Below are 25,409 nucleotides of genomic sequence, written 5' to 3' on the forward strand. Positions count from 1 at the left end.
TTGTGCCCCTCCCGTCTCCGTCCGTAGGGTGAACAGCCTTGCTGTGTATGGGAGTTCGGGAGGGGCGCGTCGATGGACATCAAGAAGACAGTGATCCGCGAGGAAGAACGCACGAACCGCCGACCGGCCGTGATGGAGAAGCGGCCGACCCGCTGACCGGGCGAGGAGCGGAGGCAGATGTCCGCGGAGAGGGCGGTATGCGCGTTCGGCTGGTGACCATGCCCTGGCATCCGATCGATCTGCCCTCGCTTCAGGTGGGCCTGCTGCACAGTCTGCTGCGGCAGGCCCGTCCGGACGACGAGGTGAGCGAGTACCACGGGTCGCTAAGTTTCGCGGAGTTGCTCCTTGAGCGGTCCGGCGGGCACCTGCGTCCCGGCGACTACGAGGCGGTCGGCAGCGACTCGATCTTCCACGGGCTCGGCGACTGGGTCTTCTCGGGCGTGCTCTACGACGATCCGGACTGGGGCGTCGCCCGCCTCGGGGACTACGCGGCGGAACGCGGGATCGGCGTTGACACCGCCTCCGAAATGCGGCTCCACGCGGCCGAGTTCATCGACCGCAGCGCCGCCGAGGTGCTCGCGGACGAACCCGAGGTCGTCGGATTCACCACCACGTTCATGCAGAACGTGCCCTCGCTCGCGCTGGCCAAGGAGCTCAAACGCCGCCGCCCGGAACTGGTCGTCGTCTTCGGTGGCAGCAACTGCGACGGCCCCATGGGGCACGCCCTGCACCGCAACCACCCGTTCGTCGACCATGTGGTGCGCGGCGAAGGGGAGTACGCCTTCCCCGCCCTCCTGCGTCACCTCGACGACGGCACGCCGCCCGTGGACGTCCCGGGCCTGTGCTGGTGGGACGGCGAGGTGTCCCGGGCCAACACGGAGACCCGGCGGACCGTGGCGCCCGCCGACATCCCCTCGCCCGACTACGACCAGTGGCAGGCGGCCCTGGAGGCGTCCCCCGTCATCGAGTACGTGTACCCGAAACTGGTCGTCGAGGGGGCGCGGGGCTGCTGGTGGGGGGAGAAGCACCACTGCACCTTCTGCGGGCTCAACGGCTCCGCCATGGCCTTCCGCGCCAAGCCGGGGGAGCGGCTGTGGAGCGAGGTCGACCGGCTGGTGCGCCGGCACCGCATCCTCGACGTCGTCACCGTCGACAACATCATCGACATGGCGTACTTCAAGGACTTCCTTCCGCTCGCCGCCGAGAGCGGCTGGGACCTGCGGATGCACTACGAGGTCAAGTCCAACCTCTCCCGCGATCAGATCGAACTGCTGGGCAGAGCGGGGGCGGTGCTCCTGCAGCCCGGCATCGAGAGCCTGAGCAGCAGGGTCCTCGACCTCATGGACAAGGGGGTCGCCGGCGCCCGCAACATCCGTACACTCCGGGAGTTCGAGAACCACTCGGTGACCTGCACCTGGAACTATCTGTACGGATTCCCCGGGGAGACCGCCGAGGACTACGCCTCCGTCATCGAGCAGATGCCCGCGCTCGTCCACCTCCAGCCGCCGGGCGGCGCCCACCGCATCCAGCTCGAACGGTTCAGCCCGCACTTCACCGACCCCGGCCTCGGCTTCGGCAAACGCCGGCCGGCCGAGATGTACCAGCACGTCTACGACCTGCCAGAGGACGAACTCACCGACCTGGTCTACCTGTTCGACACGGAGGACGCGGGCGTCGGCGGGGAGACGGAGGAGCAGCTCAAGAAGGCCGTCGAGGCGTGGATCGCCGAGCATCCGGCATCGAGCCTCCTCATGGAGGACGAGAGGGAGGACGAGAGGGAGGACGAGACGGAGGAGGGGGAGGGCGCAGGGGGCGGCGGTGGCGCGCTGCTGGTCCACGACCGCCGGCACGGCCGACCGCACCGCACCCACCGCTTCACCGGCTGGCAGGCCTCCGCGCTGCGTCGCCTGGAGGACGGCCGGACCGAGCCCGCGCTGCACCGACTGCTGACGGGAGACGGACACGACGTTCCCGCCGGCGCACTGGGCGAGTGGCTGCGACACGTCCTGTCGCTGGGGCTGTTGTTCCGTGACGGGCGGACGTACGTGGCCCTGCCGACGCGTGCTCTGCCGGTCCGCATCGACCGCGGTCCGGCCGACGGTGCCCCGGCTGTGCAGGCGGCGGCGGGATGACCGGGCCCGGGCTGCCCGAGGGCGTCGCGTATCGCACCACCGGCCGACGGATCGACGTGGTGGAGCCGCTCCGGCTGGGCGCGGGAGGGCGAGAGACGGCGGTGGCCGTCCAGTTCCTGCGCGAGTGCCAGAGCCGCGGCCTCGACACGCACTGGCGCACGGCGGACAAGGAGACTGCGGACAAGGAGACGTCGTACGGGGAGACGTCGTACGGGGAGGCGACGTTCGACGTACGAATTCTGCGCCACCTTCCGCCGCCCGCCGAACGCCCCGGTGAGACACACGAGTTGAGGGACTGGCGGGCCGGGTATGCGTACGGGATGTTCTATCACCGCCGCGGCCCGGACTTCGTCTCTGTCATGGACCGCAGGAACCGCCCCGCCTCGGCGCGGTTCACCCTCGACCACCCCGACCTGCTCGCCGCGTTCGACACGCTGCTGGCGGCCACCCCCGTCGACACGCTGAGCCCCGTGCACCGGGAGGCCCTCGACCTGCTGGCGGCCGAGCGGCTCGCCCTGGTCACCGACGGCTGGGCGGTGGCCCTGCCGCCGCGCCTGAGGCGCTGGCCGGTTCCCTGCACGGGAATCTGACGAGTGACCCTGCCGCCCGACGACCGCCCGCTGTGGCGGCACCGCCCCTTCGTGTTGCTGTGCGCGGAGCAGACCGTCGGCTCCGTCGGCCGGCAGATCGCGGCGCTCGCGCTGACGTTGCTGGCCGTGACCGAGCTGGACGCCGGGCCGTTCGGCGCGGCCGTGATCATGGCCCTCACCTATCTGCCCGGGGCGCTGCTGAGCCCGTTCGCGGGAGTGCTGGTCGACCGGGTCCGGCTGCGCCGGCTGCTGGTGCTGGCCACGTCCGTGCAGGCCCTCGTCGTCGGATCGGTGCCGTTCGCGGCGGCCGTGGGGCGGGTCACCTGGCCGCACGTCTACGTGGTCGCGGGCGTCTCCGGCGCCCTGACCTTCACCCTCTCGGTCGGTCTCCAGGCCGCACTGCCCCGGGTCGTCGGCCCCGAACGGCTGCTGGCCGCCAACTCGGTGCTGACCGGGGCCCGTACCGGCGGTCAGATCGGTGGACCGGCGCTCGGCGGTGTGCTCGTAGGGCTCGTCGGCGCCGCCCCCGCGCTGGAGGCGGGGAGCGTGGCGTACGCCGTGGAGGCGCTGCTGCTGTTCGCGCTGCCCGTCGCCCTCAACGCCCCGGTCGGCCGACGGGACGACCCCCGGGAGTCGCCGACTGCCGCGCTACGGGCGGGACTTGCCGTCGTACGTGCCGAGTGGCAGCTGTGGCGGATGGTCCTCGCGGGCGCCGGGCTCAACCTCGGCAGCGGGGCCGCGGGCGCTCTTTTCGTGCTCTACGCGACCCGTGATCTGGGGCTGCCCGCCTGGCAGTTGGGCATCGTCTTCGCGATGTTGAGCGTGGCCACGGTGATCGGAATCCTGCTGGCCGGGCGGCTCGGCCGGACCATCGGACTGTGGCGGGCGACCCGGATCTGCGGGCTGCTCACGGGCGCCTCGGTGTTCCTGATCCCGGCCGCGTCCTGGGGCGCCGCCTTCCCGCTCCTGCTCGCCTACCAGTTCCTCTACGGCCTGTCCGGCGCCGTCTGGTCGATCTCCATGACCACCACGCAGCAACTGGTCACACCGGCGGACATGCAGGGCCGTGTCGCGGGCTTCACACAGGCCGCGCTCCTGGTGACCGTGCCGGTCGGAGCCCTGGGCGGCGGGGCGTTGGCGGCCTGGCTGGGCAATGTGCCGGTGCTCGTCGCGTCGGCGGCGGTGGCGCTGGTGTCGGCGGCGACGATGTGGGCGCCGTCGGGGACGCGGGAGGGCGTCAGCCCGCCAGCCGCAGAGCCGTCGCCGCCCTCCCCACACGCACCGTCTGCCCCCACGTGAGCTCCAGGGTGTCCCCCTCCATCCCGTCGCCGAACGCGATCAGCCGCTCCGACTCGACGGTGAGCCCAAGCCGCGCGGAGGCGGCGAGCTCCCCCGATACCAGGGATGTCCCGGTCACCGGCGACGGCCACGCCTCCCGCACGAACCACAGCAGACGGTTCTCCGTCGGCCCGGGCAGACGCAGGCCGCCCCCGCCCCGCTCCTGCCACACAGACCGGAGCCAGCCGCTCGCCCCGGTCCCCGTCCCCACCAGCACCCCGGAGGAGGCCTGGGCCTCGACGGCACCCCCGTCGCCGTCGAGGCCCAGCCGGTAGCGGGCGGTCTGATGCCCGGCCGCGCCCAGATAGATCTCGTTGAGCGCGACCAGCCGCTGTGTGTCGTCCGCGACGGCCTCGACCATGGTCAGTTCGTCGGCGCCCGTGCCCCCGGCGAGCACCGCCGGAAGCAGGGCCGCCGCGTCCTGCGGCCGGTGGCGCACGAGCACCCCCGGATTGCGTCCGGGGTCGGTGTCGATCCCCACCACCGGCTGCCCCGCGAGGTACTTGGCGACATTCGCCACCAGCCCGTCCTGCCCGACCACGACGACCACGTCCTCGGATGCGAACAGGAATCGGTCCAAGTCGCCCCGCTCCACCCGAGCCTGACGCCACGTCAACGGAATCGCCGACGCGACCTCGGCCAGCGCCCGCCGCGTGCGGCGGTGCCGTTCGGCGACCTCCTCGATGTCACGACCCCGCGACCGCAAGAAGAACGCGGCCTGGCCGTGCGTGCCGTGCCGGGCCACCAACTCCTCGTACTCCGTGGTGCGATGGACGAGCACGGCACGCGGCGCGAGACTCACGCCTGCTCTCCGGTGCCGAGTCTGGCGAGCAGCCCCGTCAGCACGTCCGGCGAGATCGTGACGCTGTCGATGTGCGGCAGGTTCTCGGCGAGTCGTGTCCCGGTCAGCGCGTGCAGAGTGGCGACATCGACCTCGGCATGCACCCGCAGCCACGCCGCCTGGGCCTGCGCCCGTGCCTCACCCAACCCGCGCGCCCCTTCGGCCTCTGCGCGAGCCAGCCGTACGGAACGCGCCGCCTCGGCGTCGGCGAGCCGTACCGTACGAGCCGCCTCGGCCTCCGCCCGTACCCCGTCCGCCGCCGCGTGTTCCTCGGCCTCGCGGCGGGCGTTGGTGCCACGCTGGTCGACCAACTGCTCCTCGCGGCGGGCGAGTTCGATCTGGCTGTCCAGCTCGTTCTCGGCGATGGCCCGCTCCCGCTCGACGGCGACCGCCCGCCGCTCGTACGTCGCCCGGTCCGCCTCCTGCTGGATCTGCTCGCGCGCCGGGGTGCGCAGCGCCCGCTCCACCTCGGGCTCGGGCCGCAGCGCCATCACGCGTACGGCGACCACCTCGATTCCGGTGGCCGGCAGCCGTGGTTCGGCACCTAGCCCCTCCGCGATCCGCTCCCGCACCGCCGTCACCCCGTCGACCAGCGCGGCCGACAGTGGCGTACGGGCCAGCACGGCCAGCGCGTGCTGCTGGGCCGTCTCCGTCAGCAGGGTGCCCAGTTGCTCAAGGGGCGCGCCCCGCCACACGCCCGTGTCCGGGTCGATCGAGAAGTCGAGTCGCGCGGCCGCCACGGCCGGGTCGCTGATCCGGTAGGTGACGGTCGCCTGCACCGCCACGTCCTGGAAGTCGGACGTACGAGCATGGAAGGTCATCGCCAACTCCCGGTCGTCGACCGGCACTTCGGAGAGCGCGGCGGTCAGCGAGCGGAACCAGAAACTGAGCCCGGGCCCGTCATGCAGCAGCTTGCCGGAGCGGTGGTGCCGTATGTGCGCCGTCGGAGCCCCGCGCAGATGGCGCAGGCCAAGGCGCCGGGTGATGTCGGCCATGCAGATCCCCCTCGGATCCCCTCACTGATCTCGTCAGTAAGACGATAACCTCCCGCCCCACTTGTCGTCAAGGGGACGAGAAAGAGTTGGGGTGTGAAAGAAGTGGGTGAACCCGGCCCCCGATGGTCAGGATGGAGACATGGGATTCCACGTCGACTCCGAAGCCGGGCGGCTGCGCCGCGTCATACTGCACCGGCCGGATCTTGAGCTCAAAAGGCTCACCCCCAGCAACAAGGACACCCTCCTCTTCGACGACGTGCTGTGGGTGCGCCGGGCGCGCGCCGAGCACGACGGGTTCGCCGACGTCCTGCGGGACCGCGGTGTCGCCGTCCACCTCTTCGGCGACCTGCTCACCGAGACGCTGGAGATCCCGGCGGCCCGGTCACTCGTACTGGACCGGGTCTTCGACGAGAAGGAGTACGGCCCCCTCGCCACCGACCACCTCAGGGCCGCCTTCGAGTCCCTGTCGACGCCCGAGCTCGTCGAGGCCCTCGTCGGCGGGATGACCAAGCGGGAGTTCCTTCAGGCCCACCCGGAACCGACCTCCGTGCGCTTCCATGTGATGGACCTCGACGACTTCCTCCTCGGCCCCCTCCCCAACCACCTCTTCACCCGCGACACCTCCGCCTGGATCTACGACGGCGTCTCCATCAACGCCATGCGCTGGCCCGCCCGCCAGCGCGAGACCGTGCACTTCGAGGCGATCTACCGGCACCACCCCCTCTTCCGTGACGAAACGTTCCACGTCTGGTCCGACGGACAGGCCGACTACCCCTCCACCATCGAGGGCGGGGACGTCCTGGTGATCGGCAACGGCGCCGTCCTCATCGGCATGAGCGAGCGCACCACCCCGCAGGCCGTCGAGATGCTCGCGCACAAGCTGTTCGCCGCGGACTCCGCGCGCACCATCGTGGCCCTCGACATGCCGAAACGGCGCGCCTTCATGCACCTCGACACCGTGATGACGATGGTCGACGGCGACACCTTCACCCAGTACGCGGGGCTCGGCATGCTCCGCTCGTACACCATCGAACCGGGCGTCGACGGCAAGGAGTTGAAGGTCACCGACCATCCGCCGGAGCACATGCACCGGGCGATCGCCGCCGCGCTCGGGCTGAACGAGATCCGCGTCCTGACCGCGACCCAGGACGTGCACGCGGCCGAGCGCGAGCAGTGGGACGACGGCTGCAACGTCCTCGCCGTCGAGCCGGGTGTCGTCGTCGCCTATGAGCGGAACGCCACCACCAACACGCACCTGCGCAAGCAGGGCATCGAGGTGATCGAGATCCCGGGCAGCGAGCTGGGGCGGGGCCGGGGCGGACCGCGCTGCATGAGCTGCCCGGTGCAACGGGATGCCGTGTAGGCGAGCGAGGCGCACAGGGGAGCGATAGTCATACGTGCTTCCGTATAGGCATGCTGGGCGTCGTATAGAATTCCAAGGGTCCGTGTCCCGTAACCGTTGGAGCGCCCCCATGGCGACAGTCCCGACCGCCCTCGCCGGCCGCCACTTCCTCAAGGAGCTGGACTTCACCGAGGACGAGTTCCGCGGCCTGATCGAGCTGGCCGCCGAGCTGAAGGCGGCCAACAAGGCCGGGACCGAGACCCAGTACCTGCGGGGCAGGAACATCGCGCTGATCTTCGAGAAGACCTCGACGCGCACCCGCTGCGCGTTCGAGGTCGCGGCCGCCGACCAGGGCGCCTCGACGACCTACCTCGACCCCTCGGGTTCGCAGATCGGCCACAAGGAGTCCGTACGGGACACCGCGCGCGTCCTCGGCCGGATGTTCGACGCGATCGAGTTCCGCGGCGACAGCCAGGCCGCCGTAGAGGAGCTGGGCGCCTATGCCGGCGTCCCCGTCTACAACGGCCTCACCGACGACTGGCACCCCACCCAGATGCTGGCCGACGTGCTCACGATGGTCGAGCACAGCGACAAGCCCCTCAAGGAGATCGCCTTCGCCTACCTCGGCGACGCCCGCTTCAACATGGGCAACTCCTACCTGGTCACCGGCGCACTGCTCGGCATGGACGTGCGCCTGGTCGCCCCGAAGTCCTACTGGCCCGCCCAGGAGATCGTCGACCGGGCCCGGGAGCTCGCCGCGACCAGCGGGGCCCGCGTCACGCTCACCGAGTCACTGGAGGAGGGCGTGCGCGGCGCCGACTTCGTCGCCACCGACGTGTGGGTCTCCATGGGGGAGCCCAAGGAGGTCTGGGACGAGCGGATCGCCGCCCTCGCCCCGTACGCCGTGACCATGGACGTCCTGCGCGCCACCGGCAACCCGGACGTCAAGTTCCTGCACTGCCTGCCGGCCTTCCACGACCTCGGCACAAAGGTCGGCCGCGAGATATACGAGACCCACGGCCTCGACTCCCTCGAGGTGACCGACGAGGTCTTCGAGTCGGCGCACTCGGTCGTCTTCGACGAGGCGGAGAACCGGCTGCACACGATCAAGGCGATCCTGGTCGCCACGCTCGCCTGAGCACTCTCGTACGGGCGACGCTCACGCCGGATGCCACTGATGCGGCACCACGGGCAGCCTGAACCACACCGCCTTGCCGGACTCGGTGGGCCGGTGACCGCAGGAGGAGCTGAGGGCGCGGATGAGGAGGAGTCCGCGCCCGTGTTCCTGCCACGGGTCGGGGTCCACGTCCTCCGAGGGGCGGGTGAGGTTGCCCGGCGGGGCCGGGTCCGGGTCGTGCACCTCGACCTGGCAGCCGCTCGGCAGCAGCTCCACCACGAGCTCTATGGGCCCGTCCCCCTCGGTGTGCTCCACCGCGTTCGCGACCAGCTCCGCCGTGAGCAGCTCGGCGGTGTCGCTGTCGGCCGCGTGCTCCAGTTCGGCCAGTGCGGTACGGACCAGTGCACGAGCCACGGGCACGGCCGCGGCGGTGTGCGGCAGCGCGATGCGCCAGGAGGCTGAGGCGGGGGGTCGTTCTTGCAAGGCGGGTCCGTTCATGGAGCAGGATGTCCTGCTTTCAACAGTAGGAATGGTACGACTCCCCCGTAGGGACGCTCGACGGGCGCCGCACGGGACCTTCGGCCCCGATACCGGGCGGTATACCCAGAGCAACGGCTTGCCTCGCACCGTTGCTCCCGTCGTTACCGCTTTATTAACGAGCCGTGCCGTCCCGTGACGGATGTGACGGGAACCGCTCACATCAGGGCGCCTCTATCGCGCACTCGTGACGACAGTCACAGATGGGTGTTAGCTTCGAGGTATGAGTCCCTTCACCGGCTCCGCCGCCCGCACCTCCGACTGGCGGCATCTGCGCGTCGAGCACACCGACGGCGTCGCCACCGTCACCCTGGCCCGCCCCGAGAAACTCAACGCGCTCACCTTCGGCGCCTACGCCGACCTGCGCGACCTGCTCGCCGAGCTGTCCCGGGAGCGGACGGTACGGGCCCTGGTGCTGGCCGGCGAGGGCCGCGGCTTCTGCTCGGGCGGCGACGTCGACGAGATCATCGGCGCGACCCTGTCCATGGACACCGCCCAGCTCCTCGACTTCAACCGGATGACCGGCCAGGTGGTGAGGGCGGTACGGGAATGCCCGTTCCCGGTGATCGCGGCGGTACACGGAGTGGCGGCGGGCGCCGGCGCCGTCCTCGCCCTGGCCGCGGACTTCCGGGTGGCCGACCCCTCCGCCCGCTTCGCCTTCCTCTTCACCAAGGTCGGCCTCTCCGGCGGCGACATGGGCGCGGCGTACCTGCTCCCCCGGGTGGTGGGCCTGGGCCACGCGACCCGACTCCTGATGCTGGGCGACCCGGTACGCGCCCCGGAGGCCGAGCGAATCGGCCTGATCAGCGAACTGACGGACGAGGGCCAGGCAGACGAGGCCGCCCAGGCGCTGGCCCGCCGCCTGGCAGAGGGCCCGGCCTTGGCGTACGCCCAGACAAAGGCCCTGCTGACGGCGGAACTGGACATGCCGCTGGCGGCAGCGGTGGAACTGGACGCAGCGACCCAGGCCCTCCTGATGAACGGCGAGGACTACGCGGAGTTCCACGAGGCTTTTAAGGAGAAGCGGCCGCCAAAATGGAGGGGACGGTAACTGTGCCCACCTCAGGGGCGCGGGGAACTGCGCGACCAGCCACAACGAGCCCGCAGCCGCCACCGATGACCAGCCACCCCCCACGCATCGCGATCATCGGCGGCGGCCCAGGCGGCCTCTACGCAGCGGCATTGCTGAAGCGCCTCGACCCAACCCGAGAAGTAACCGTCTGGGAACGCAACGCCCCCGAAGACACATTCGGCTTCGGAGTAGTCCTCTCCGACGAAACCCTGGGCGGCATCGAACACGCAGACCCGATTGTCTACGAAGCGATGCAGGCGGAGTTCATCCGCTGGGACAACATCGACATAGTGCATCGTGGCGCGCGCCACACTTCAGGCGGCCACGGTTTCGCGGCACTCGGTCGACGCCGCCTCCTTGAGATCCTGCACCAGCGCTGCCGCAACCTCGGCGTAGAACTCCGCTTCAACACCGAGGCCCCCTACCCGGCCTGGCTCGCCGAGTCGTACGACCTCGTCATCGCAGCCGACGGAGTCAACAGCACCACCCGCGAGGCCTACGCCCATGTGTTCCGCCCCCATGTGGCCACCCACCACTGCCGCTACATCTGGCTCGCCGCGGACTTCCCCTTCGACGCCTTCCGCTTCGAGATCGCCGAGACCGCACACGGCGTGATGCAGCTGCACGGCTACCCGTACGCACCCGACGCCTCCACCGTGATCGTCGAGATGCGCGAGGAGGTCTGGCGAGCGGCCGGCTTCGAGGAGCTCGCCCCGCAGGAGTCGATCGACCGCTGCGCGAAGATCTTCTCGGACGCGCTGGGCGGACGCCCGCTCAAGTCCAACAACTCCACGTGGACCACCTTCCGCACGGTCGTCAACGAACAGTGGTCGTACGGCAACGTCGTCCTCCTCGGCGACGCGGCCCACACCGCCCACTTCTCCATCGGCTCCGGCACCAAGCTCGCCGTAGAGGACGCCCTCGCGCTGGCCGCCTGCCTGGAGGAGCGGCCGACCCTGGCCGAGGCGCTGACCGCCTACGAGGAGGAACGGCGACCCGTCGTCGCCTCCACCCAGCGCGCGGCCCGCGCCAGCCTGGAGTGGTTCGAGAACCTGCCGCGCTATCTCGACCAGCCGCCCCGCCAGTTCGCCTTCAACCTCCTCACCCGCAGCCGCCGCGTCACCCACGACAACCTGCGCCTGCGCGACCCGCACTTCACCGGCGCCGTGGAGGACGAGTTCGGCTGCCCGCCCGGCACACCCCCGATGTTCACGCCGTTCCGGCTGCGCGGCCTGACCCTGCGCAACAGGGTCGTCGTCTCACCGATGGACCTGTACTCGGCCACCGACGGCGTCCCCGGCGACCTCCACCTCGTTCACCTGGGCGCGCGGGCGCTGGGCGGCGCGGGTCTGGTGATGACCGAGATGGTGTGCGTGAGCCCGGAGGGACGGATCACCCCCGGATGCGCCGGCCTCTACACCGGGCGGCAGGCCGAAGCCTGGAAGCGGATCACCGGTTTCGTGCACGCCCAGGCCCCCGGCACCGCGATCGGCATCCAACTCGGCCACTCCGGCCGCAAGGGCTCGACCAAGCTGATGTGGGAGGGCATCGACGAGCCCCTGGAGGACGGCAACTGGCCCCTCGTGGCCGCGTCCCCGATCCCGTACACCTCACGCAACCAGACCCCGCGCCAGCTCTCGCGAGCCCAACTCACCGATATCCGCGAGCAGTTCGCGGCAGCCGCCTGGCGTGCCGCCCGCGCCGGCTTCGACCTCCTCGAACTGCACTGCGCCCACGGCTACTTGCTCTCCGGTTTCCTCTCCCCGCTCACCAACCAGCGCACCGACGCCTACGGCGGCTCCCTCGCCGCACGCCTCCGCTTCCCGCTCGAAGTCTTCGACGCCGTACGGGGCGTGTGGCCGGAGGAACGGCCGATGACCGTCCGTATCTCCGCCACCGACTGGGCCGAGGGCGGCACGAGCGCCGAGGACGCCGTGGAGATCGCCCGCGCCTTCGCCGCGCACGGCGCCGACGCGATCGACGTGTCGACAGGGCAGGTCGTGGCCGACGAACGCCCCGAGTACGGGCGGTCCTACCAGACCCCCTTCGCCGACCGCATCCGCCACGAGACCGGCGTCCCCGTGATCGCGGTCGGCGCGATCTCCTCCTGGGACGACGTCAACTCGCTGATCCTGGCCGGGCGTACGGACCTGTGCGCCCTGGCCCGCCCCCACCTCTACGACCCGCACTGGACCCTCCACGCGGCGGCCGAGCAGGGCTACGACGGCCCGGGCGTCGCCTGGCCCGACCCGTACCGGGCGGGCAGCCGGCCCCCGCGCACCGGACGCACGGACGCCCCCAAGCCCCGGCTGACGCTGGGGACTTGAGGGCGACTGATACGCCAGAGCTACTGAAGCTCGGCCATGCCGGCGGTCAGTGTCGCGCCGTCCGCCGGGTCGATCAGGATGAACGCGCCCGTGCGGCGCGACACCGCGTAGTCGTCGAGCGCGAGGGGCTCGGCGGTGCGCAGGGTGATGCGGCCCAGGTCGTTCGCGGTCAGCTCGGTCGCGCCGCCCAGGTCCTTCACGATGGCCTTGACGGTCCGGGTCGTGTGCCGGAGCAGGACGCGGTCGCCGACGCGCAGCGCACGGTCGGCCAGGTGGCAGACGGCGGCGCTGACGTCCTGCGTGAGCGCGGGCGCGTCGACGCCGGCAGTGATCATGTCGCCGCGTGAGACGTCCCGCTGGTCGGCCAGGCGCAGGCTGACCGACTGCGGCGCGTACGCCACCTCGGCCTCGGTGCCGAGCACGTCGATGCCGGTGATCTCGGTGGTCTCGCCGGACGGGTGGACCGTGACACGGTCGCCGACGCGCAGCGATCCGGACACCAACTGCCCGGCGTAGTGCCGGACTTCACCGTCGCGGATGACGTACTGGACGGGGAAGCGGGCCGGAGCGTCGGCGGGGCCGGTGCCCACGGGGACGTTCTCCAGGTACTCCAGGAGAGCCGGACCGTGGTACCAGTCCATGTGCGCCGAGCGGTCGACGACGTTGTCGCCGACGAGCGCGGAGACCGGGATCGGCGTGAAGCCGGGCAGGGCCAGCTCGGCCGCGTGGCCCGCGAAGTCCTCGACGATCCGCTCGAACTCCTTCTCCTCGTACCCGACGAGGTCCATCTTGTTGACGGCGAGGACCACGTGCGGGACGCGCAGCAGGGCGGCCACGGCGGCGTGCCGGCGGGTCTGCTCGACGACGCCGTTGCGGGCGTCGATCAGGATGATCGCCAGCTCGGCGGTGGAGGCGCCGGTGACCATGTTGCGGGTGTACTGCACATGGCCCGGGGTGTCGGCGAGGATGAAGCGGCGGCGCGGGGTCGCGAAGTAGCGGTAGGCCACGTCGATGGTGATGCCCTGCTCGCGCTCGGCCCGCAGGCCGTCCGTGAGGAGGGCCAGGTCGGGGGCCTCCTGGCCGCGCTTGCGGGAGGCGTGCTCGACGGCTTCCAGTTGGTCGGTGAGGACCGACTTGGAGTCGTGCAGCAGGCGTCCGACGAGGGTGGACTTGCCGTCGTCGACGGACCCGGCGGTCGCGAACCGCAGCGTGTCGATCGTGGCGCCGGTGTCGAGCGCGGCGCTGGTCGTGGCGGTCATGTCTAGAAGTACCCCTCGCGCTTACGGTCTTCCATCGCGGCCTCGGACATCTTGTCGTCGGCGCGGGTGGCGCCCCGCTCGGTGAGCCGGGAGGCGGCTATCTCGGTGATGACGGCGTCGAGCGTGGTCGCGTCGGAGTCGACGGCGCCGGTGCAGGACATGTCGCCGACGGTCCGGTAGCGGACCTGGCGCTTCTCGACACTCTCGTCGGCCTTGGGGCCGCCCCACTCGCCGGCGGTCAGCCACATGCCGGCGCGCTGGAAGACCTCGCGTTCGTGGGCGAAGTAGATGTCGGGCAGCTCGATGCCCTCGCGGGCGATGTACTGCCACACGTCCAACTCGGTCCAGTTGGACAGCGGGAAGACGCGGACGTGCTCGCCGGGCGCGTGCCGGCCGTTGTAGAGGTTCCACAGCTCGGGCCGCTGGCGGCGCGGGTCCCACTGGGAGAACTCATCCCGCAGGGAGAAGACGCGCTCCTTGGCGCGGGCCTTCTCCTCATCCCGTCGTCCGCCGCCGAAGACGGCGTCGAAGCGCTCGGACTGGATCTTCTCGGTGAGGGGGAGGGTCTGCAGCGGGTTGCGGGTGCCGTCGGGGCGTTCGCGCAGCACACCGCGGTCGATGTAGTCCTGTACGGAGGCCACATGGAGGCGCAGCCCATGCTGTGCGACCGTGCGGTCCCGGTACTCAAGGACCTCGGGGAAGTTGTGCCCGGTGTCGACGTGCAGCAGGGAGAAGGGGATCGCCGCCGGGGCGAACGCCTTCAGCGCCAGGTGCAGCATGACGATGGAGTCCTTGCCGCCGGAGAAGAGGATCACCGGCCGCTCGAACTCACCCGCCACCTCGCGGAAGATGTGCACCGCCTCGGACTCCAACGCGTCCAGATGGGACAGCGTGAAGCCCTTGTCGGAGGTCGTGTCGAGGGTCGTTTCGGCAGTCACCGCGGTCACACCAGCTTCCGTTCGGCCAGCAGCGCGTAGACCGCGTCCGCCGACTCCTGGGGCGTCTGCACCTGCGTGCGCAGCGTGAGCGCCGGGTCGGTCGGTGGCTCGTACGGGTCGTCGACCCCGGTGAGCCCGGTCAGCCGGCCCGCGGCCTGCCTGGCGTAGAGCCCCTTCACGTCGCGCTCGCTGCACACCTCGACCGGGGTCGCCACATGCACCTCGAAGTACGGGGTGTTGCTCACGTCGTGCCGCTTGCGGACGGCCTCGCGGCTGTCGGCGTAGGGCGCGATGACCGGGACGACGGACAGCACGCCGTTGCGGGCCAGCACCTCGGAGACGAGTCCGATGCGCTGCACGTTGGTGTTCCGGTCCTCCCGCGAGAAGCCGAGGCCCGCGGAGAGGAAGCGGCGTATCTCGTCGCCGTCGAGGACCTCCACGCGGTGTCCCTCGGCCTTCAGACGGTCACCGAGAAGACGGGCGATGGTGGTCTTTCCAGCACTCGGCAGCCCGGTGAGCCAGACGGTGGCTCCCTGAGCCGAAGGGCAGGCCCTTGCCGTGGTGGTCATGCGCAACAGTCCTCTTTCTTACCCGGCATACGACTGGGTGCATGCTAAGTAAGAAACCTTAGAAGAGTTAATGAAGAGGCTGAAGGTTGTCTTAGGGGCCAATGTTGTGGGTGAGGTCACACCCCGACGAAGACGGCTCCCGCGTCCCGCAACCGCGCGTGCAGACCTCGGAACACCGCCGCCGAACGGGCGCCCGGCCAGCCCGCGGGGAGCAGGTGCTCCGGCAGCCCGGGATCGACGTAGGGGAGATGGCGCCAGGAGTCCAGGGCGAGGAGGTAGTCATGGTAGGCCTCCTCTGGCGGGGTGTCCGCCCGTTGCTCCCATTCGTGGAGCACGCGCGCGTGGAGGTCCAGGAACGCCTCGTGCTCCTTGGCGATCGCCGCCAGGTCCCACCAGCGGGCGACCGCCTCGGCCGTGGGCGCGAAGCCGAGGTGCTCACCCCGGAAGAAGTCGACGTACGGGTCCAGGCGCAGCCGCGCGAGTGTGTGCCGGGTCTCCTCGTACAGCCGTGCCGGGGCGATCCACACGCCGGGAGCCGCCGTACCGAAGCCGAGCCCGGCCAGCCGTGAGCGCAGCACATGCCGCTTCTGCCGCTCCGACTCGGGCACGGAGAACACGGCGAGCACCCAGCCCTCGTCCTGGGGAGGCGTCGTCGCGTAGACGCGCCGGTCGCCGTCGTCGAGCAGCTGGAGCGCGTCCGGTGACGGCTCGTATCCGGCCGCGCCCTGCGCCGTACGAGCGGGCACGAGCAGCCCGCGCCGTTTGAGCCGGGACACGGACGAGCGTACGGAGGGCGCGTCCACGCCCACCGCGGCGAGCAGCCGGATCAGCTCGGCGACGGGCACCGGGCCGGGCACGAAGCGGCCGTACGCGCCGTAGAGCGTGACGATCAGGGACCGTGGAGCATGCTGGTCGGACACGTTGATCATCTTAGGTCTTCGGTATCGCTGCGGGTCACCATCATCGCTGGTCACCCTCGGTGCGCAGCCTGAACCGCTGGAGTTTGCCCGTCGCCGTGCGCGGCAGCGCGTCGAGGAAGACGAACTCGCGCGGGCACTTGTACGGCGCCAGCTCGGCCCTGAGGAACGCGCGCAGCGCCTCCGTGTCCTGCGGCGCGCCCTCCTTGAGGACGGCGTACGCGACGACGACCTGCCCGCGCTGCTCGTCGGGCCGCCCGACCACCGCTGTCTCGATTACGTCCGGGTGACGCAGCAACGCGTCCTCGACCTCCGGGCCGGCGATGTTGTACCCCGCCGAGATGATCATGTCGTCGGCGCGGGCGACGTAACGGAAGTAGCCGTCGGGCTCGCGGACGTAGGTGTCGCCGGTGATGTTCCAGCCGCCGCGCACGTACTCGCGCTGGCGCGGGTCGGCGAGATAGCGGCAGCCGACCGGCCCGCGCACGGCCAGCAGCCCGGGCTCGCCGTCGGGTTTCTCCTCTCCCGCGTCGTCGACCACGCGCGCGTGCCAGCCCGGCACGGGGACACCGGTGGTGCCAGGCCTTACGTCCCCGTCGGCCGCCGAGATGAAGATGTGCAGCAGCTCGGTGGCGCCGATGCCGTTGATGATGCGCAGCCCGGTCCGCTCGTGCCAGGCCCGCCAGGTCGCGGCGGGCAGGTTCTCGCCGGCGGAGACACAGCGGCGCAGGGACGAGGTGTCGTGGGCGTCGAGTTCGTCGAGCATCGCGCGATAGGCGGTGGGCGCGGTGAACAGCACGGAGACGCGATGCGCGGGGATCGCGGGCAACAGCTGCTTCGGCCCGGCCTGTTCGAGGAGCAGGGCACTGGCGCCGACGCGGAGCGGGAAGACGACCAGCCCGCCGAGCCCGAAGGTGAACCCGAGCGGGGGACTGCCGGCGAAGACATCGTCCACATGTGGCCTGAGCACATGCTTGGAGAAGGTGTCGGCGATCGCCAGCACATCCCGGTGGAAGTGCATGCACCCCTTCGGGCGGCCGGTGGTGCCCGAGGTGAACGCGATCAGCGCGACGTCGTCGGCCGCGGTGTCCACGGGGGCGAACGGCGTGCCGGGCACCGGACGGTTCAGCAGGTCGTCGAGGGAGTCGCCGCCGTACGTCGTGATCCGCAGCCCCGGGATCTCGGCCTTCGCGAGGTCGTCGACGGCCCGGATGTCGCACAGCGCGTGCCGCACCTGGGCGATCTCGCACATCGTGGCCAGCTCGTGCGGGCGCTGCTGGGCCAGCACCGTCACCGCCACCGCGCCCGCCTTCAGCACCGCCAGCCAGCAGGCGGCCAGCCAGGGAGTGGTGGGGCCGCGCAGCAGCACCCGGTTGCCGGCGACGACACCGAGATCGCGGCTGAGGACGTGCGCGATGCGGTCGACCCGGGTGCGCAGTTCGCCGTACGTCCATGTCTCGCCGACCGGGGTGTGGAACACCGGACGCCCGGGGTCGGTGCGGCCCAGGAGCTCGGCGGCGCAGTTCAGCCGCTCGGGGTAATGCAGCTCCGGGAGGTCGAAGCGGAGTTCGGGCCACTGCTCGGGGGGCGGGAGGTGCTCGCGCGCGAAGGTGTCGATGTGGGCCGAGGCGGTCGGCCGCCGGAGGTTGTCGGCGCCCAGGTGGTCCATGGCGGTTCGCCCCCTTGCCGTGTGGGCGGGGTGGTGCGAAGGGGTGGTGGGCTCGCGCTACGAGCGTATCGTGTTGGTGACGACAGTCAACGGTGCGCGATACCGTCGTGAGGGAGGGCCGCCCAGGCCGCTGGGGCCCGCCTCGGAGGGAGGACCGGCGATGCCCGCATTCTCGCTCGAACCGGCACAGCTCGCCTGGTGTGCCGAGCTGCGCACCCTGGCCGCCGACCGACTCCGCCCACTCGCGGAGAAGGGCGAACCGGGCCGCGTCAACCGACCCCTCCTCGCCGAACTCGGCCAACTGGGCCTGCTCGCCCGCCTGTTCACGTCCGGCGCCCTCGACCTGTGCCTGATGCGAGAGTCCCTCGCCTACGCCTGCACCGAGGCGGAAACGGCCCTCGCCCTCCAGGGCCTCGGCGCCCACCCGGTCCACGCCCACGGCACTCCGGCCCAACGCGCCCGCTGGCTGCCCGGGGTGACCGAGGGCACGGCGGTGGCGGCGTTCGCGCTGAGCGAGCCGGGGGCGGGGTCGGATGCGGCGGCGCTGTCCCTGACGGCGGACCGGGACGGGGGGTCCGCCCAACCCTCCTGGCGCCTCACCGGTGAGAAGTGCTGGATCTCCAACGCCCCCGAGGCCGACTTCTACACCGTCTTCGCCCGCACCACCCCCGGCGCCGGCGCCCGAGGCGTCACCGCCTTCCTGGTCCCCGCCGACCGCCCCGGCCTCACCGGCACGCCCCTCGACATGCTCTCCCCACACCCCATCGGAGCCCTCGACTTCGATGCCGTACGAGTCACAGCTGACGACATACTCGGCGAGCCCGACCGCGGATTCCGGGTCGCCATGGGCACCCTCAACCTGTTCCGCCCCAGCGTCGGCGCCTTCGGGGTCGGCATGTCACAGGCGGCCCTGGACGCGACGCTCGACCACACCGCCCAACGGCAGGCGTTCGGAGGCAAGTTGAAGGACCTGCAGACCGTCGCCCACCAGGCCGCCGAGATGGCCCTGCGCACGGAGGCGGCCCGCCTGATGGTGTACGCGGCGGCGACGGCGTACGACGAAGGCGCCCCGGACGTCCCCAAGCGCGCGGCGATGGCGAAGCTGCTGGCAACCGAGACGGCGCAGTACGTCGTCGACGCCGCCGTCCAACTCCACGGCGCCCGCGCCCTGCGCCGCGGCCACCTCCTGGAACACCTCTACCGCGAGGTCCGCGCACCGCGCATCTACGAGGGCGCGAGCGAGGTCCAACGGGCCATCATCGCCAAGGAGTTGTACGCGACTACCGCGACGCCCGCGACAACCGGGGAGCCCGCATGACCGCCGACCGCATCAACCCGCCCGAACTCTCCCCACCCACCGGCTTCTCCCACGCCGTCGTCGCGACCGGCTCCCGTCTGGTCTTCCTGGCCGGCCAGACCGCCCTCGACACGGACGGCAAGGTCGTGGGCGACACCCTCCCCGCCCAGTTCGAGAAGGCCCTCACCAACCTCCTGACCGCCCTGCACGCGGCGGGCGGCTCCCCGGCCGACCTCGCCCGAGTCACCGTCTACGCCTCCGACATCGTCGACTACCGCACACACGCCCCCGAACTCGGCCGTATCTGGCGGAGGTTGGCGGGCCGGGACTATCCGGCGATGGCGGTCGTGGAGGTCGTACGCCTGTGGGACGAGCAGGCGCTGGTGGAACTCGACGGCTTCGCGGTGCTTCAGTAGCCTCGCAGGATGGTCTCGGACACGGTCGCCGTGGGCGTCCTCACGTTCCTCGGAACCGGGTTGGCCACGGCGACCGGACTGTGGCAGTGGCAGCGGGCCCAGGCCCGCGAAGCACGGGCGAACTTCCGCATCCAGCGGGTGGAGGCTCTGAAGGAGGTGTGGGAGGCACTGTCCGCTCTCGAGGAGGCCCAACGTACGTCCATTGCCGGCCGGGACCCCTTCGCCGCGCCTGAAGCGAGCAGGGTGAGACAGGTCAACCTTCTCCTGCTCCGGCGTTCGCCGTTTCTCCGGCCGGACGAGCAGGAATGGGCGCAGGCTTTCGCTCAGCACGTGACAGAGATAGACACCCTGGTCCGGGCACAGATCCGTAATGGCAGGCCCGACGACGACTGGTGGGTGACGACCGCGAGGCAACCCGCCGCATCGCATGTCGCGGCCACTGCCGCACACCAACTGGGGGAAATGCGCGCCAAGTTGGGTGACAGATACGCCGCGGTCGTACGGGGAGACAGCGAATGACTCCGCGTCGAGGGTGACGCGGCAGGGCGGCTCAGGCCGCGATCGCCAGCCCCGCAGCCGGCACCCGGCGCGGAGCGATCACGCTGCCGTCGGGCAGGAGCTCGCCTGTGTCGTCGAAGACGATCGCGCCGTTGCACAGGAGGCTCCAGCCCTGTTCGGGGTGGGCGGACATGATGTGCGGGGCGTTGCTGTCGGCCGAGGGGCACGAAGGCTGGTGGGTACACATGGCGCACCTCCACGTCGTATGCGGTGAGTGTTGGCGGCTTCCTCACCGCCTCGCATAGACAGACCATCCTCCCGGAGCGAAGTCATCGGAACAGAAGGCTGTGAAGCGTGACAACACGCGGACAACTCTCGGACCGTTCCACGACGCTCGGTGCGGACTCGCCACCGAAGGGGTGACGATCACGGCCCCGGCGGCCCGGGAGCGGTACCAGTGGAAGCCCCGATTCCCGATTCTCGACTCCAGGAGGCATTCCCCATGTTCTTCCGTCCTGCCCTCGGCGCCGTCGCCTGGGCCGCCGCCGCCCTCGCGCTGGCCGCCCCCGCGACCGCCGGCCCCTTCGAGACCGTGACCGTCGACTCCACGGGCCGTATCGCGGACGACGGCACCGTCACGCTCTCCGGCACCTATCGATGCGTCGGCGGCACGGGGCCCGTCTTCGTCAGCTCCTCCGTCGGGCAGAGCTCCCCGACCGTCCGGCACGGCATCGGCGGTACCCGCGCGGTCTGTGACGGTGTCGAGCACCGCTGGGAGAACACCGGCAAGCCCTCGCCGGGCGCGATCGAGCCCGGTCGGGCCCAGGTCGAGGCCACCGTGATGGAGCTGCGCCCGCAGGGCGGCCTGCCGCTGCCCGCGTTCCACGCGCAGCAGCGGCAGGACGTCGTGCTCAGCGAAGGCTGAACCGGTCAGACGAGGGACGCCATCCAGGCCTCCACCTCGTCGGCGGTGCGCGGCAGGCCGGCCGACAGGTTCTCGTTGCCGTCGGCCGTGACCAGGATGTCGTCCTCGATGCGGACGCCGATGCCGCGGTACTCCTCGGGGACGGTCAGGTCGTCCCGCTGGAAGTACAGGCCGGGCTCGACGGTCAGGACCATGCCGGGCTCCAGGGTGCCGTCGACGTACAGCTCGGTACGGGACTTGGCGCAGTCGTGGACGTCCATGCCGAGCATGTGACCGGTGCCGGCCATGGTGAAGCGGCGTTGGAGGGCCAGCTCGTACATGGTGTCCGGGTCGCCCTCCAACAGGCCCCATTCCACGAGCTTTTCGGCCAGGTGGCGCTGGGCGGCGACATGGAAGTCCCGGTAGGCCGCGCCCGGCTTGACCGCCGCGATGCCGGCCTGCTGGGCCTCGTACACCGCGTCGTAGATCTTGCGCTGGAGCGGGGTGAAGGTGCCGCTGATGGGGAGGGTGCGGGTGACGTCGGCGGTGTAGAGGGAGTGGGTCTCCACGCCCGCGTCGAGCAACAGGAGTTCGCCCGGGCGGACTTCGCCGTCGTTGTGGACCCAGTGCATGATCGTGGCGTGGTCGCCGGCGGCGCAGATGGAGCCGTAGCCGACGGTGTTGCCCTCGACGCGGGCGCGGCGGTAGAAGGTGCCCTCGATCCAGCGCTCCGAGGTGGCGATCGCGCCCGCCAACTCCCGTACGACATCGGTGAATCCGCGCACCGTGGAGTCGACGGCCTTGCGCAGCTCGCCGATCTCCCAGGCGTCCTTCACCAGGCGCAACTCGGAGAGGAAGGTCTTGAGTTCGGTGTCGCGGGCCTCGTCCGTCTCCACGGCGGCCTCCAGCCCGGCGTCGTAGCCGCGCACGATCCGGGTGGGGACCTTCGCGGCCCGGCCCAACTCCTCGGTTGCCTCGCGGACATCGCGGCAGGGGAGGCCGAGACGGCGCTCGCCCTCGGCGAGGGAGTAGCGGCGGCCGACCCACAGCTCGCCCTTGGCGGCGCCCTGCCAGAACTCGCCGCTCTCCCGGTCGGAGCGGGGGAGCAGATACGCGATGGCGTCGTGGCCCTCGCCCTCGCGCGGCTCCAGGACGAGTACGGCGTCCTCGGTCTGGTCGCCGGTGAGGTGGGCGTACTCGGTGGAGGGGCGGAAGGGGTAGTGGGTGTCGTTGGCGCGGACCTTGGCGTTGCCGGCCGGGATCACCAGGCGCTCGCCGGGGAAGCGGGCGGACAGGGCGGCCCGGCGCTCGGCCGTGTGGGCGGCCTGCTCGATGGGCTGGAGGTCATGGAGCTCGGTGTCGGCCCAGCCCGTCGTCATCAGCTTGGCCAGTTCGGGGGAGACGGAGGGATAGAGGCCGTTCTTGCGGACCGTGGATTCCCCGGGGTCGCTCACTGTTGGGCACCTTCTTCGTCGTAGGCCGATCGGCGAGTCGAAGCCTATGGGCCCTTGGCGAGAAAAGAAACATGTGACATTGTACTGGCGTGAGCAACCGACTGACCTGCGATGTCGTGGTCATCGGCGCCGGAATGGTGGGCGCCGCGTGCGCCCTCTACACCAGCCGGGCGGGCCTTACGACCGTGCTGGTGGACCGTGGCCCCGTGGCCGGCGGCACCACCGGAGCGGGCGAGGGCAACCTGCTGGTCTCCGACAAGGAACCCGGCCCCGAGCTGGACCTCGCCCTGCTGTCCGGCCGCCTCTGGAACGACCTCGCGGCCGAACCCGGCATGGGCGCGGCCGTGGAGTTCGAGCCGAAGGGCGGCATCGTCGTCGCCTCCGCCGGCGAGGGCATGGCCGCGTTGGAGACTTTCGCCGCGGGACAGCGGGCCGCCGGAGTCGACGCGCAGAGCATCCCGGCCGACCAACTCTGCGACCTGGAACCGCACTTGGCCCCAGGCCTCGCGGGCGGCATCCTCTATCCGCAGGACTGCCAGGTCATGCCGACCCTCGCCGCCGCCCACGTCGTACGAGCCGCCCGGCGGGCCGGAGCCGAACTGCGCACGGGCGCCGCCGTCACGGACATCCTGCGCGCGAAGGACGGTTCCGTGCGCGGCGTACGGAGCGCGCAGGGCGACATCCACGCCCCGGTCGTCATCAACGCGGCCGGCACCTGGGGCGGAGAGGTCGCCGCACTGGGCGGCGTACACCTGCCGGTGCTGCCGCGCCGCGGCTTCGTCCTGGTCACCGAGCCGCTGCCGCGCGGGGTCGTCCGGCACAAGGTGTACGCCGCCGACTATGTAGCCGACGTCGCCAGCGGGGACGCGGGGCTCCAGTCCTCGGCGGTCGTCGAGAGCACGGACGCGGGCCCGGTGCTGATCGGCGCCAGCCGCGAACGGGTCGGCTTCGACCGGACGTTCGCGCTTCCGGTCGTACGGCGGCTGGCCGCGCAGGCCACGGCCCTGTTCCCGGTACTCGGCACGGTCAACGCCATGCGGGCCTATCTGGGCTTCCGGCCCTACCTGCCGGACCACCTGCCGGCGATCGGGGCCGACCCCCGGGTGCCGGGACTCCATCACGCGTGCGGGCACGAGGGCGCCGGGATCGGGCTCGCGGTCGGCACCGGGCATCTGATCGCGCAGTCGCTGACCGGCAAGACGCCCGACCTGGACCTGACGCCGTTCCGCCCGGACCGTTTCAAGGAGGGGCAACAGTGAAACAGAGGACCCCGCTGGAGTTGGCCCAGGCCCACCCCGGACCCCCCTTCACCGTCACCGTCGACGGCCGCGACACCGACGCGCTGCCCGGTCAGACCGTCGCCGCCGTCCTCTGGTCGGCCGGCATCACCTCCTGGCGCAGCACCCGGGGCAGCGGCTCCCCGCGCGGGATCTTCTGCGGCATCGGCGTCTGCTACGACTGCCTCGTCACCGTCAACGACCGCCCCAACCAACGGGCTTGCCTCGTCCCGGCCGCGCCCGGCGACACGATCCGCACCCAGGAAGGCACCGGCCATGACGAGCTCGCCTAGGGCCTGTCGTCACATTCCCGTCTGCTCCGCGACGCCATGCACGCTCCCCCACTGCCTAAACGGCGTGGGAGGTGCCCCCACTCGCCGCACCGGGCGCGGACCCACGTACAACCAGTACGAGGGACCCCGCCCGGCACGCCGAGAGCACGCACCTGACGCCGCAGAGCCCGCCCTCCGGGCGGACCACGGGAATGTGACGACAGGCCCTAGCACCGCTCTCGCGGTCATCGGCGCCGGTCCCGCCGGACTCGCCGCCGCGCTGACCGCGGCTGACGCCGGTGTGCAGGTAACCCTGCTCGACTCGGCCGCGCAGGCGGGCGGGCAGTTCTACCGCCAGCCCGCGACCGCACTCGGCGCACGCCGACCGCAGGCCCTCCACCACGCCTGGGGCACCTGGGAGCGACTGCGCGACCGGCTCGCGGCGCATGTCGCGGCCGGGCGGATCACCCACCTGTCGGACCATCATGTGTGGTTCGTGGAAAGGGAGTTCGCCAATGTCGCCGGCAAGAACGTGTTCGGCGTCCACGCCCTCATCGGCCCCGCCCAGACCGACTCGCAGACGGTCACCGCCGACGCCGTACTCCTCGCCACCGGCGGCTACGAGAAGGTGCTGCCCTTCCCCGGCTGGACCCTCCCCGGGGTCCTCACCGCGGGCGGCGCTCAGGCCATGCTCAAGGGCGGGCTCGTCCTCCCGGGTCGTATCGCGGTCGTAGCCGGGACCGGCCCGCTGCTCATGCCCGTCGCCGCCGGGCTCGCCGCAGCGGGCGCCACCGTCGCCGCGTACGTCGAGTCCGCGCGTCCCACGAGCTTCGTACGGCATGCCAAGACGCTCGCCGCCAACCCGGCGAAGGTCGTCGAAGGTGCCCAGTACGCGGCCCAACTCCTATGCCACAGAGTCCCGGTGATGGTCAGTCACGCCGTCGTGGCGGCCCACGGCACCGACCGCGTCGAGGCCGTCACCGTCGCCGCCCTGGACGCGGACGGTCGGGTGAGGCCGGGCACCGAGCGGCGGATCGTCTGCGACACCCTCGCCGTCGGACACGGCATGCTGGCCCACACCGACCTCGCCGAGTCGCTCGGGTGCGCGATCCACGCCGCCGGGGACCCGTTCGTGGTCACCGACGCCGAGCAGCGCACCGACGTCCACGGCGTCTGGGCGGCCGGCGAGGCCACCGGGATCGGGGGAGCGGTGCTCGCGCTGGCCGAGGGCGAGATCGCCGGGCACTCGATCGCCGCCCGGATCAAGGGAGTTGAGCCCCGGTCCGCCGACTGGGCGACGGCCGCCCGGACCCGTACCCGACTGCGGAGCTTCTTCGCCGCCCTCGACACCGCCTACGCCCCGCCCGCGCACTGGGCGGAGCAGGTCACCGACGACACCGTCGTCTGCCGCTGCGAGGAGGTGCCGGCCGGCGCGGTCCGTGAGGCCGTCGACGAGCTGGGCGCCACCGATCTGCGGACCGTCAAGCTGCTCACCCGCGCCGGAATGGGCTGGTGCCAGGGACGGATCTGCGCCCCCGGCGTCGCAGGCGTCGCGGGCTGCCCGGCGGAACCCGCCAAGCGGCCGTTCGCGCGGCCGGTACCGCTGGGCGTGCTGGCCCGGGAACCGGAGGGATCCTGACGCCACCCT

Annotated in this window: 24 protein-coding genes; 14 read left to right on the top strand and 10 right to left on the bottom strand. The window is 71.4% G+C overall.

The genetic code is table 11. From position 1 onward, the window contains the following. Positions 1-197: 197 nt before the first annotated feature. The 3 genes from AC5DRG_RS39455 to AC5DRG_RS39465 are packed head-to-tail and all read left to right on the top strand — an operon-like array spanning position 198 to position 4,021. On the top strand, positions 198-2,132 hold the full coding sequence (locus AC5DRG_RS39455) for a RiPP maturation radical SAM C-methyltransferase (protein ID WP_491804643.1): 1,935 nt from the start codon (positions 198-200) through the stop codon (positions 2,130-2,132). Next, positions 2,129-2,722 (top strand): DUF5825 family protein, encoded by a 594-nt coding sequence (locus AC5DRG_RS39460; RefSeq protein WP_491804644.1) that lies wholly within the window; start codon positions 2,129-2,131, stop codon positions 2,720-2,722. The genes AC5DRG_RS39455 and AC5DRG_RS39460 overlap by 4 nt, the downstream gene beginning before the upstream one ends. Before the next feature lie 3 nt (positions 2,723-2,725). Further along, positions 2,726-4,021: an MFS transporter gene (locus AC5DRG_RS39465; RefSeq protein WP_491804645.1), complete on the top strand. Its 1,296-nt coding sequence runs from the start codon at positions 2,726-2,728 to the stop codon at positions 4,019-4,021. On the opposite strand, the gene AC5DRG_RS39470 is transcribed toward AC5DRG_RS39465, so the two are convergent. Further along, positions 3,960-4,862 carry a hypothetical protein gene (locus AC5DRG_RS39470; protein ID WP_491804646.1) on the bottom strand — a complete coding sequence of 301 codons (903 nt, stop codon included), beginning with the start codon at positions 4,860-4,862 and terminating at the stop codon, positions 3,960-3,962. The two genes, AC5DRG_RS39465 and AC5DRG_RS39470, sit on opposite strands and share 62 nt — an antisense overlap. After that, entirely contained in the window at positions 4,859-5,896 is a 1,038-nt protein-coding gene (locus tag AC5DRG_RS39475; RefSeq protein WP_491804647.1) for an SPFH domain-containing protein, read from the bottom strand. The genes AC5DRG_RS39470 and AC5DRG_RS39475 overlap by 4 nt, the downstream gene beginning before the upstream one ends. A 139-nt stretch (positions 5,897-6,035) precedes the next feature. On the opposite strand from AC5DRG_RS39475, the gene AC5DRG_RS39480 reads away from it, so the two are divergent. Next, positions 6,036-7,259: an arginine deiminase gene (locus AC5DRG_RS39480; protein WP_491804648.1), complete on the top strand. Its 1,224-nt coding sequence runs from the start codon at positions 6,036-6,038 to the stop codon at positions 7,257-7,259. Between the two features lie 109 nt (positions 7,260-7,368). Beyond that, a complete protein-coding gene (gene argF / locus AC5DRG_RS39485; protein ID WP_491804649.1) occupies positions 7,369-8,376 on the top strand; it encodes an ornithine carbamoyltransferase in 1,008 nt (335 codons plus the stop codon). A 21-nt stretch (positions 8,377-8,397) separates the two neighbouring features. On the opposite strand, the gene AC5DRG_RS39490 is transcribed toward argF, so the two are convergent. Next, positions 8,398-8,853 (bottom strand): ATP-binding protein, encoded by a 456-nt coding sequence (locus AC5DRG_RS39490; RefSeq protein ID WP_491804650.1) that lies wholly within the window; start codon positions 8,851-8,853, stop codon positions 8,398-8,400. Positions 8,854-9,115: 262 nt separating this feature from the next. Between AC5DRG_RS39490 and AC5DRG_RS39495 the strand changes: the two genes are divergently transcribed. After that, complete coding sequence (locus AC5DRG_RS39495; RefSeq protein WP_491804651.1) at positions 9,116-9,943, top strand: enoyl-CoA hydratase family protein; 828 nt, start codon at positions 9,116-9,118, stop codon at positions 9,941-9,943. A gap of 65 nt (positions 9,944-10,008) precedes the next feature. Further along, positions 10,009-12,291: a bifunctional salicylyl-CoA 5-hydroxylase/oxidoreductase gene (locus AC5DRG_RS39500; RefSeq protein ID WP_491804652.1), complete on the top strand. Its 2,283-nt coding sequence runs from the start codon at positions 10,009-10,011 to the stop codon at positions 12,289-12,291. Positions 12,292-12,311: 20 nt separating this feature from the next. Here AC5DRG_RS39500 and AC5DRG_RS39505 read toward each other — a convergent pair whose 3' ends face one another. The 5 genes from AC5DRG_RS39505 to AC5DRG_RS39525 all read right to left on the bottom strand — a co-directional run bounded on the left by AC5DRG_RS39505 (position 12,312) and on the right by AC5DRG_RS39525 (position 17,643). Continuing rightward, the gene (locus AC5DRG_RS39505) at positions 12,312-13,550 is read right to left on the bottom strand and encodes a sulfate adenylyltransferase subunit 1 (protein WP_491804653.1); all 1,239 of its coding nucleotides are present in this window, start codon (positions 13,548-13,550) and stop codon (positions 12,312-12,314) included. Positions 13,551-13,552: 2 nt separating this feature from the next. Further along, on the bottom strand, positions 13,553-14,488 hold the full coding sequence (cysD, locus tag AC5DRG_RS39510; RefSeq protein WP_491813275.1) for a sulfate adenylyltransferase subunit CysD: 936 nt from the start codon (positions 14,486-14,488) through the stop codon (positions 13,553-13,555). 5 nt (positions 14,489-14,493) lie between these two features. Continuing rightward, positions 14,494-15,057: an adenylyl-sulfate kinase gene (gene cysC / locus AC5DRG_RS39515; protein WP_491804654.1), complete on the bottom strand. Its 564-nt coding sequence runs from the start codon at positions 15,055-15,057 to the stop codon at positions 14,494-14,496. 116 nt (positions 15,058-15,173) lie between these two features. Continuing rightward, complete coding sequence (locus tag AC5DRG_RS39520) at positions 15,174-15,986, bottom strand: PaaX family transcriptional regulator (RefSeq protein WP_491804655.1); 813 nt, start codon at positions 15,984-15,986, stop codon at positions 15,174-15,176. Positions 15,987-16,017: 31 nt separating this feature from the next. After that, positions 16,018-17,643 carry an AMP-binding protein gene (locus AC5DRG_RS39525; RefSeq protein ID WP_491804656.1) on the bottom strand — a complete coding sequence of 542 codons (1,626 nt, stop codon included), beginning with the start codon at positions 17,641-17,643 and terminating at the stop codon, positions 16,018-16,020. 160 nt (positions 17,644-17,803) lie between these two features. On the opposite strand from AC5DRG_RS39525, the gene AC5DRG_RS39530 reads away from it, so the two are divergent. Genes AC5DRG_RS39530 through AC5DRG_RS39540 form a run of 3 tightly spaced genes read left to right on the top strand, consistent with a single transcriptional unit; the run spans position 17,804 to position 19,875 of the window. Then, positions 17,804-18,961, top strand: a complete 1,158-nt coding sequence (locus AC5DRG_RS39530; RefSeq protein WP_491804657.1) for an acyl-CoA dehydrogenase family protein — start codon at positions 17,804-17,806, stop codon at positions 18,959-18,961. Beyond that, entirely contained in the window at positions 18,958-19,356 is a 399-nt protein-coding gene (locus AC5DRG_RS39535) for a RidA family protein (protein ID WP_491804658.1), read from the top strand. The genes AC5DRG_RS39530 and AC5DRG_RS39535 overlap by 4 nt, the downstream gene beginning before the upstream one ends. Positions 19,357-19,365: 9 nt before the next feature. Continuing rightward, positions 19,366-19,875: a hypothetical protein gene (locus tag AC5DRG_RS39540; RefSeq protein ID WP_491804659.1), complete on the top strand. Its 510-nt coding sequence runs from the start codon at positions 19,366-19,368 to the stop codon at positions 19,873-19,875. 31 nt (positions 19,876-19,906) lie between these two features. Here the strand turns inward: AC5DRG_RS39540 and AC5DRG_RS39545 are convergent, their stop codons facing one another. Beyond that, positions 19,907-20,101, bottom strand: coding sequence for a DUF5999 family protein (locus AC5DRG_RS39545; protein WP_491804660.1), 195 nt, complete (start codon positions 20,099-20,101; stop codon positions 19,907-19,909). Positions 20,102-20,356: 255 nt separating this feature from the next. Between AC5DRG_RS39545 and AC5DRG_RS39550 the strand changes: the two genes are divergently transcribed. Beyond that, positions 20,357-20,779 (top strand): DUF6299 family protein, encoded by a 423-nt coding sequence (locus AC5DRG_RS39550; protein ID WP_491804661.1) that lies wholly within the window; start codon positions 20,357-20,359, stop codon positions 20,777-20,779. A 5-nt stretch (positions 20,780-20,784) separates the two neighbouring features. Here AC5DRG_RS39550 and AC5DRG_RS39555 read toward each other — a convergent pair whose 3' ends face one another. Next, positions 20,785-22,137, bottom strand: coding sequence for an aminopeptidase P family protein (locus AC5DRG_RS39555; RefSeq protein WP_491813276.1), 1,353 nt, complete (start codon positions 22,135-22,137; stop codon positions 20,785-20,787). A gap of 164 nt (positions 22,138-22,301) precedes the next feature. Here AC5DRG_RS39555 and AC5DRG_RS39560 point away from each other — a divergent pair, with 164 nt between their 5' ends. From AC5DRG_RS39560 to AC5DRG_RS39570, 3 genes are all read left to right on the top strand, one after another. Beyond that, positions 22,302-23,471 (top strand): NAD(P)/FAD-dependent oxidoreductase, encoded by a 1,170-nt coding sequence (locus AC5DRG_RS39560; RefSeq protein ID WP_491804662.1) that lies wholly within the window; start codon positions 22,302-22,304, stop codon positions 23,469-23,471. Continuing rightward, positions 23,468-23,782, top strand: coding sequence for a (2Fe-2S)-binding protein (locus tag AC5DRG_RS39565; protein ID WP_491804663.1), 315 nt, complete (start codon positions 23,468-23,470; stop codon positions 23,780-23,782). Before AC5DRG_RS39560 ends, AC5DRG_RS39565 begins: the two co-directional genes overlap by 4 nt. Positions 23,783-23,975: 193 nt before the next feature. After that, positions 23,976-25,400, top strand: a complete 1,425-nt coding sequence (locus tag AC5DRG_RS39570) for an FAD-dependent oxidoreductase (RefSeq protein ID WP_491804664.1) — start codon at positions 23,976-23,978, stop codon at positions 25,398-25,400. Positions 25,401-25,409 lie beyond the last annotated feature (9 nt).

This window comes from Streptomyces sp. JLBG701, assembly GCF_058544905.1.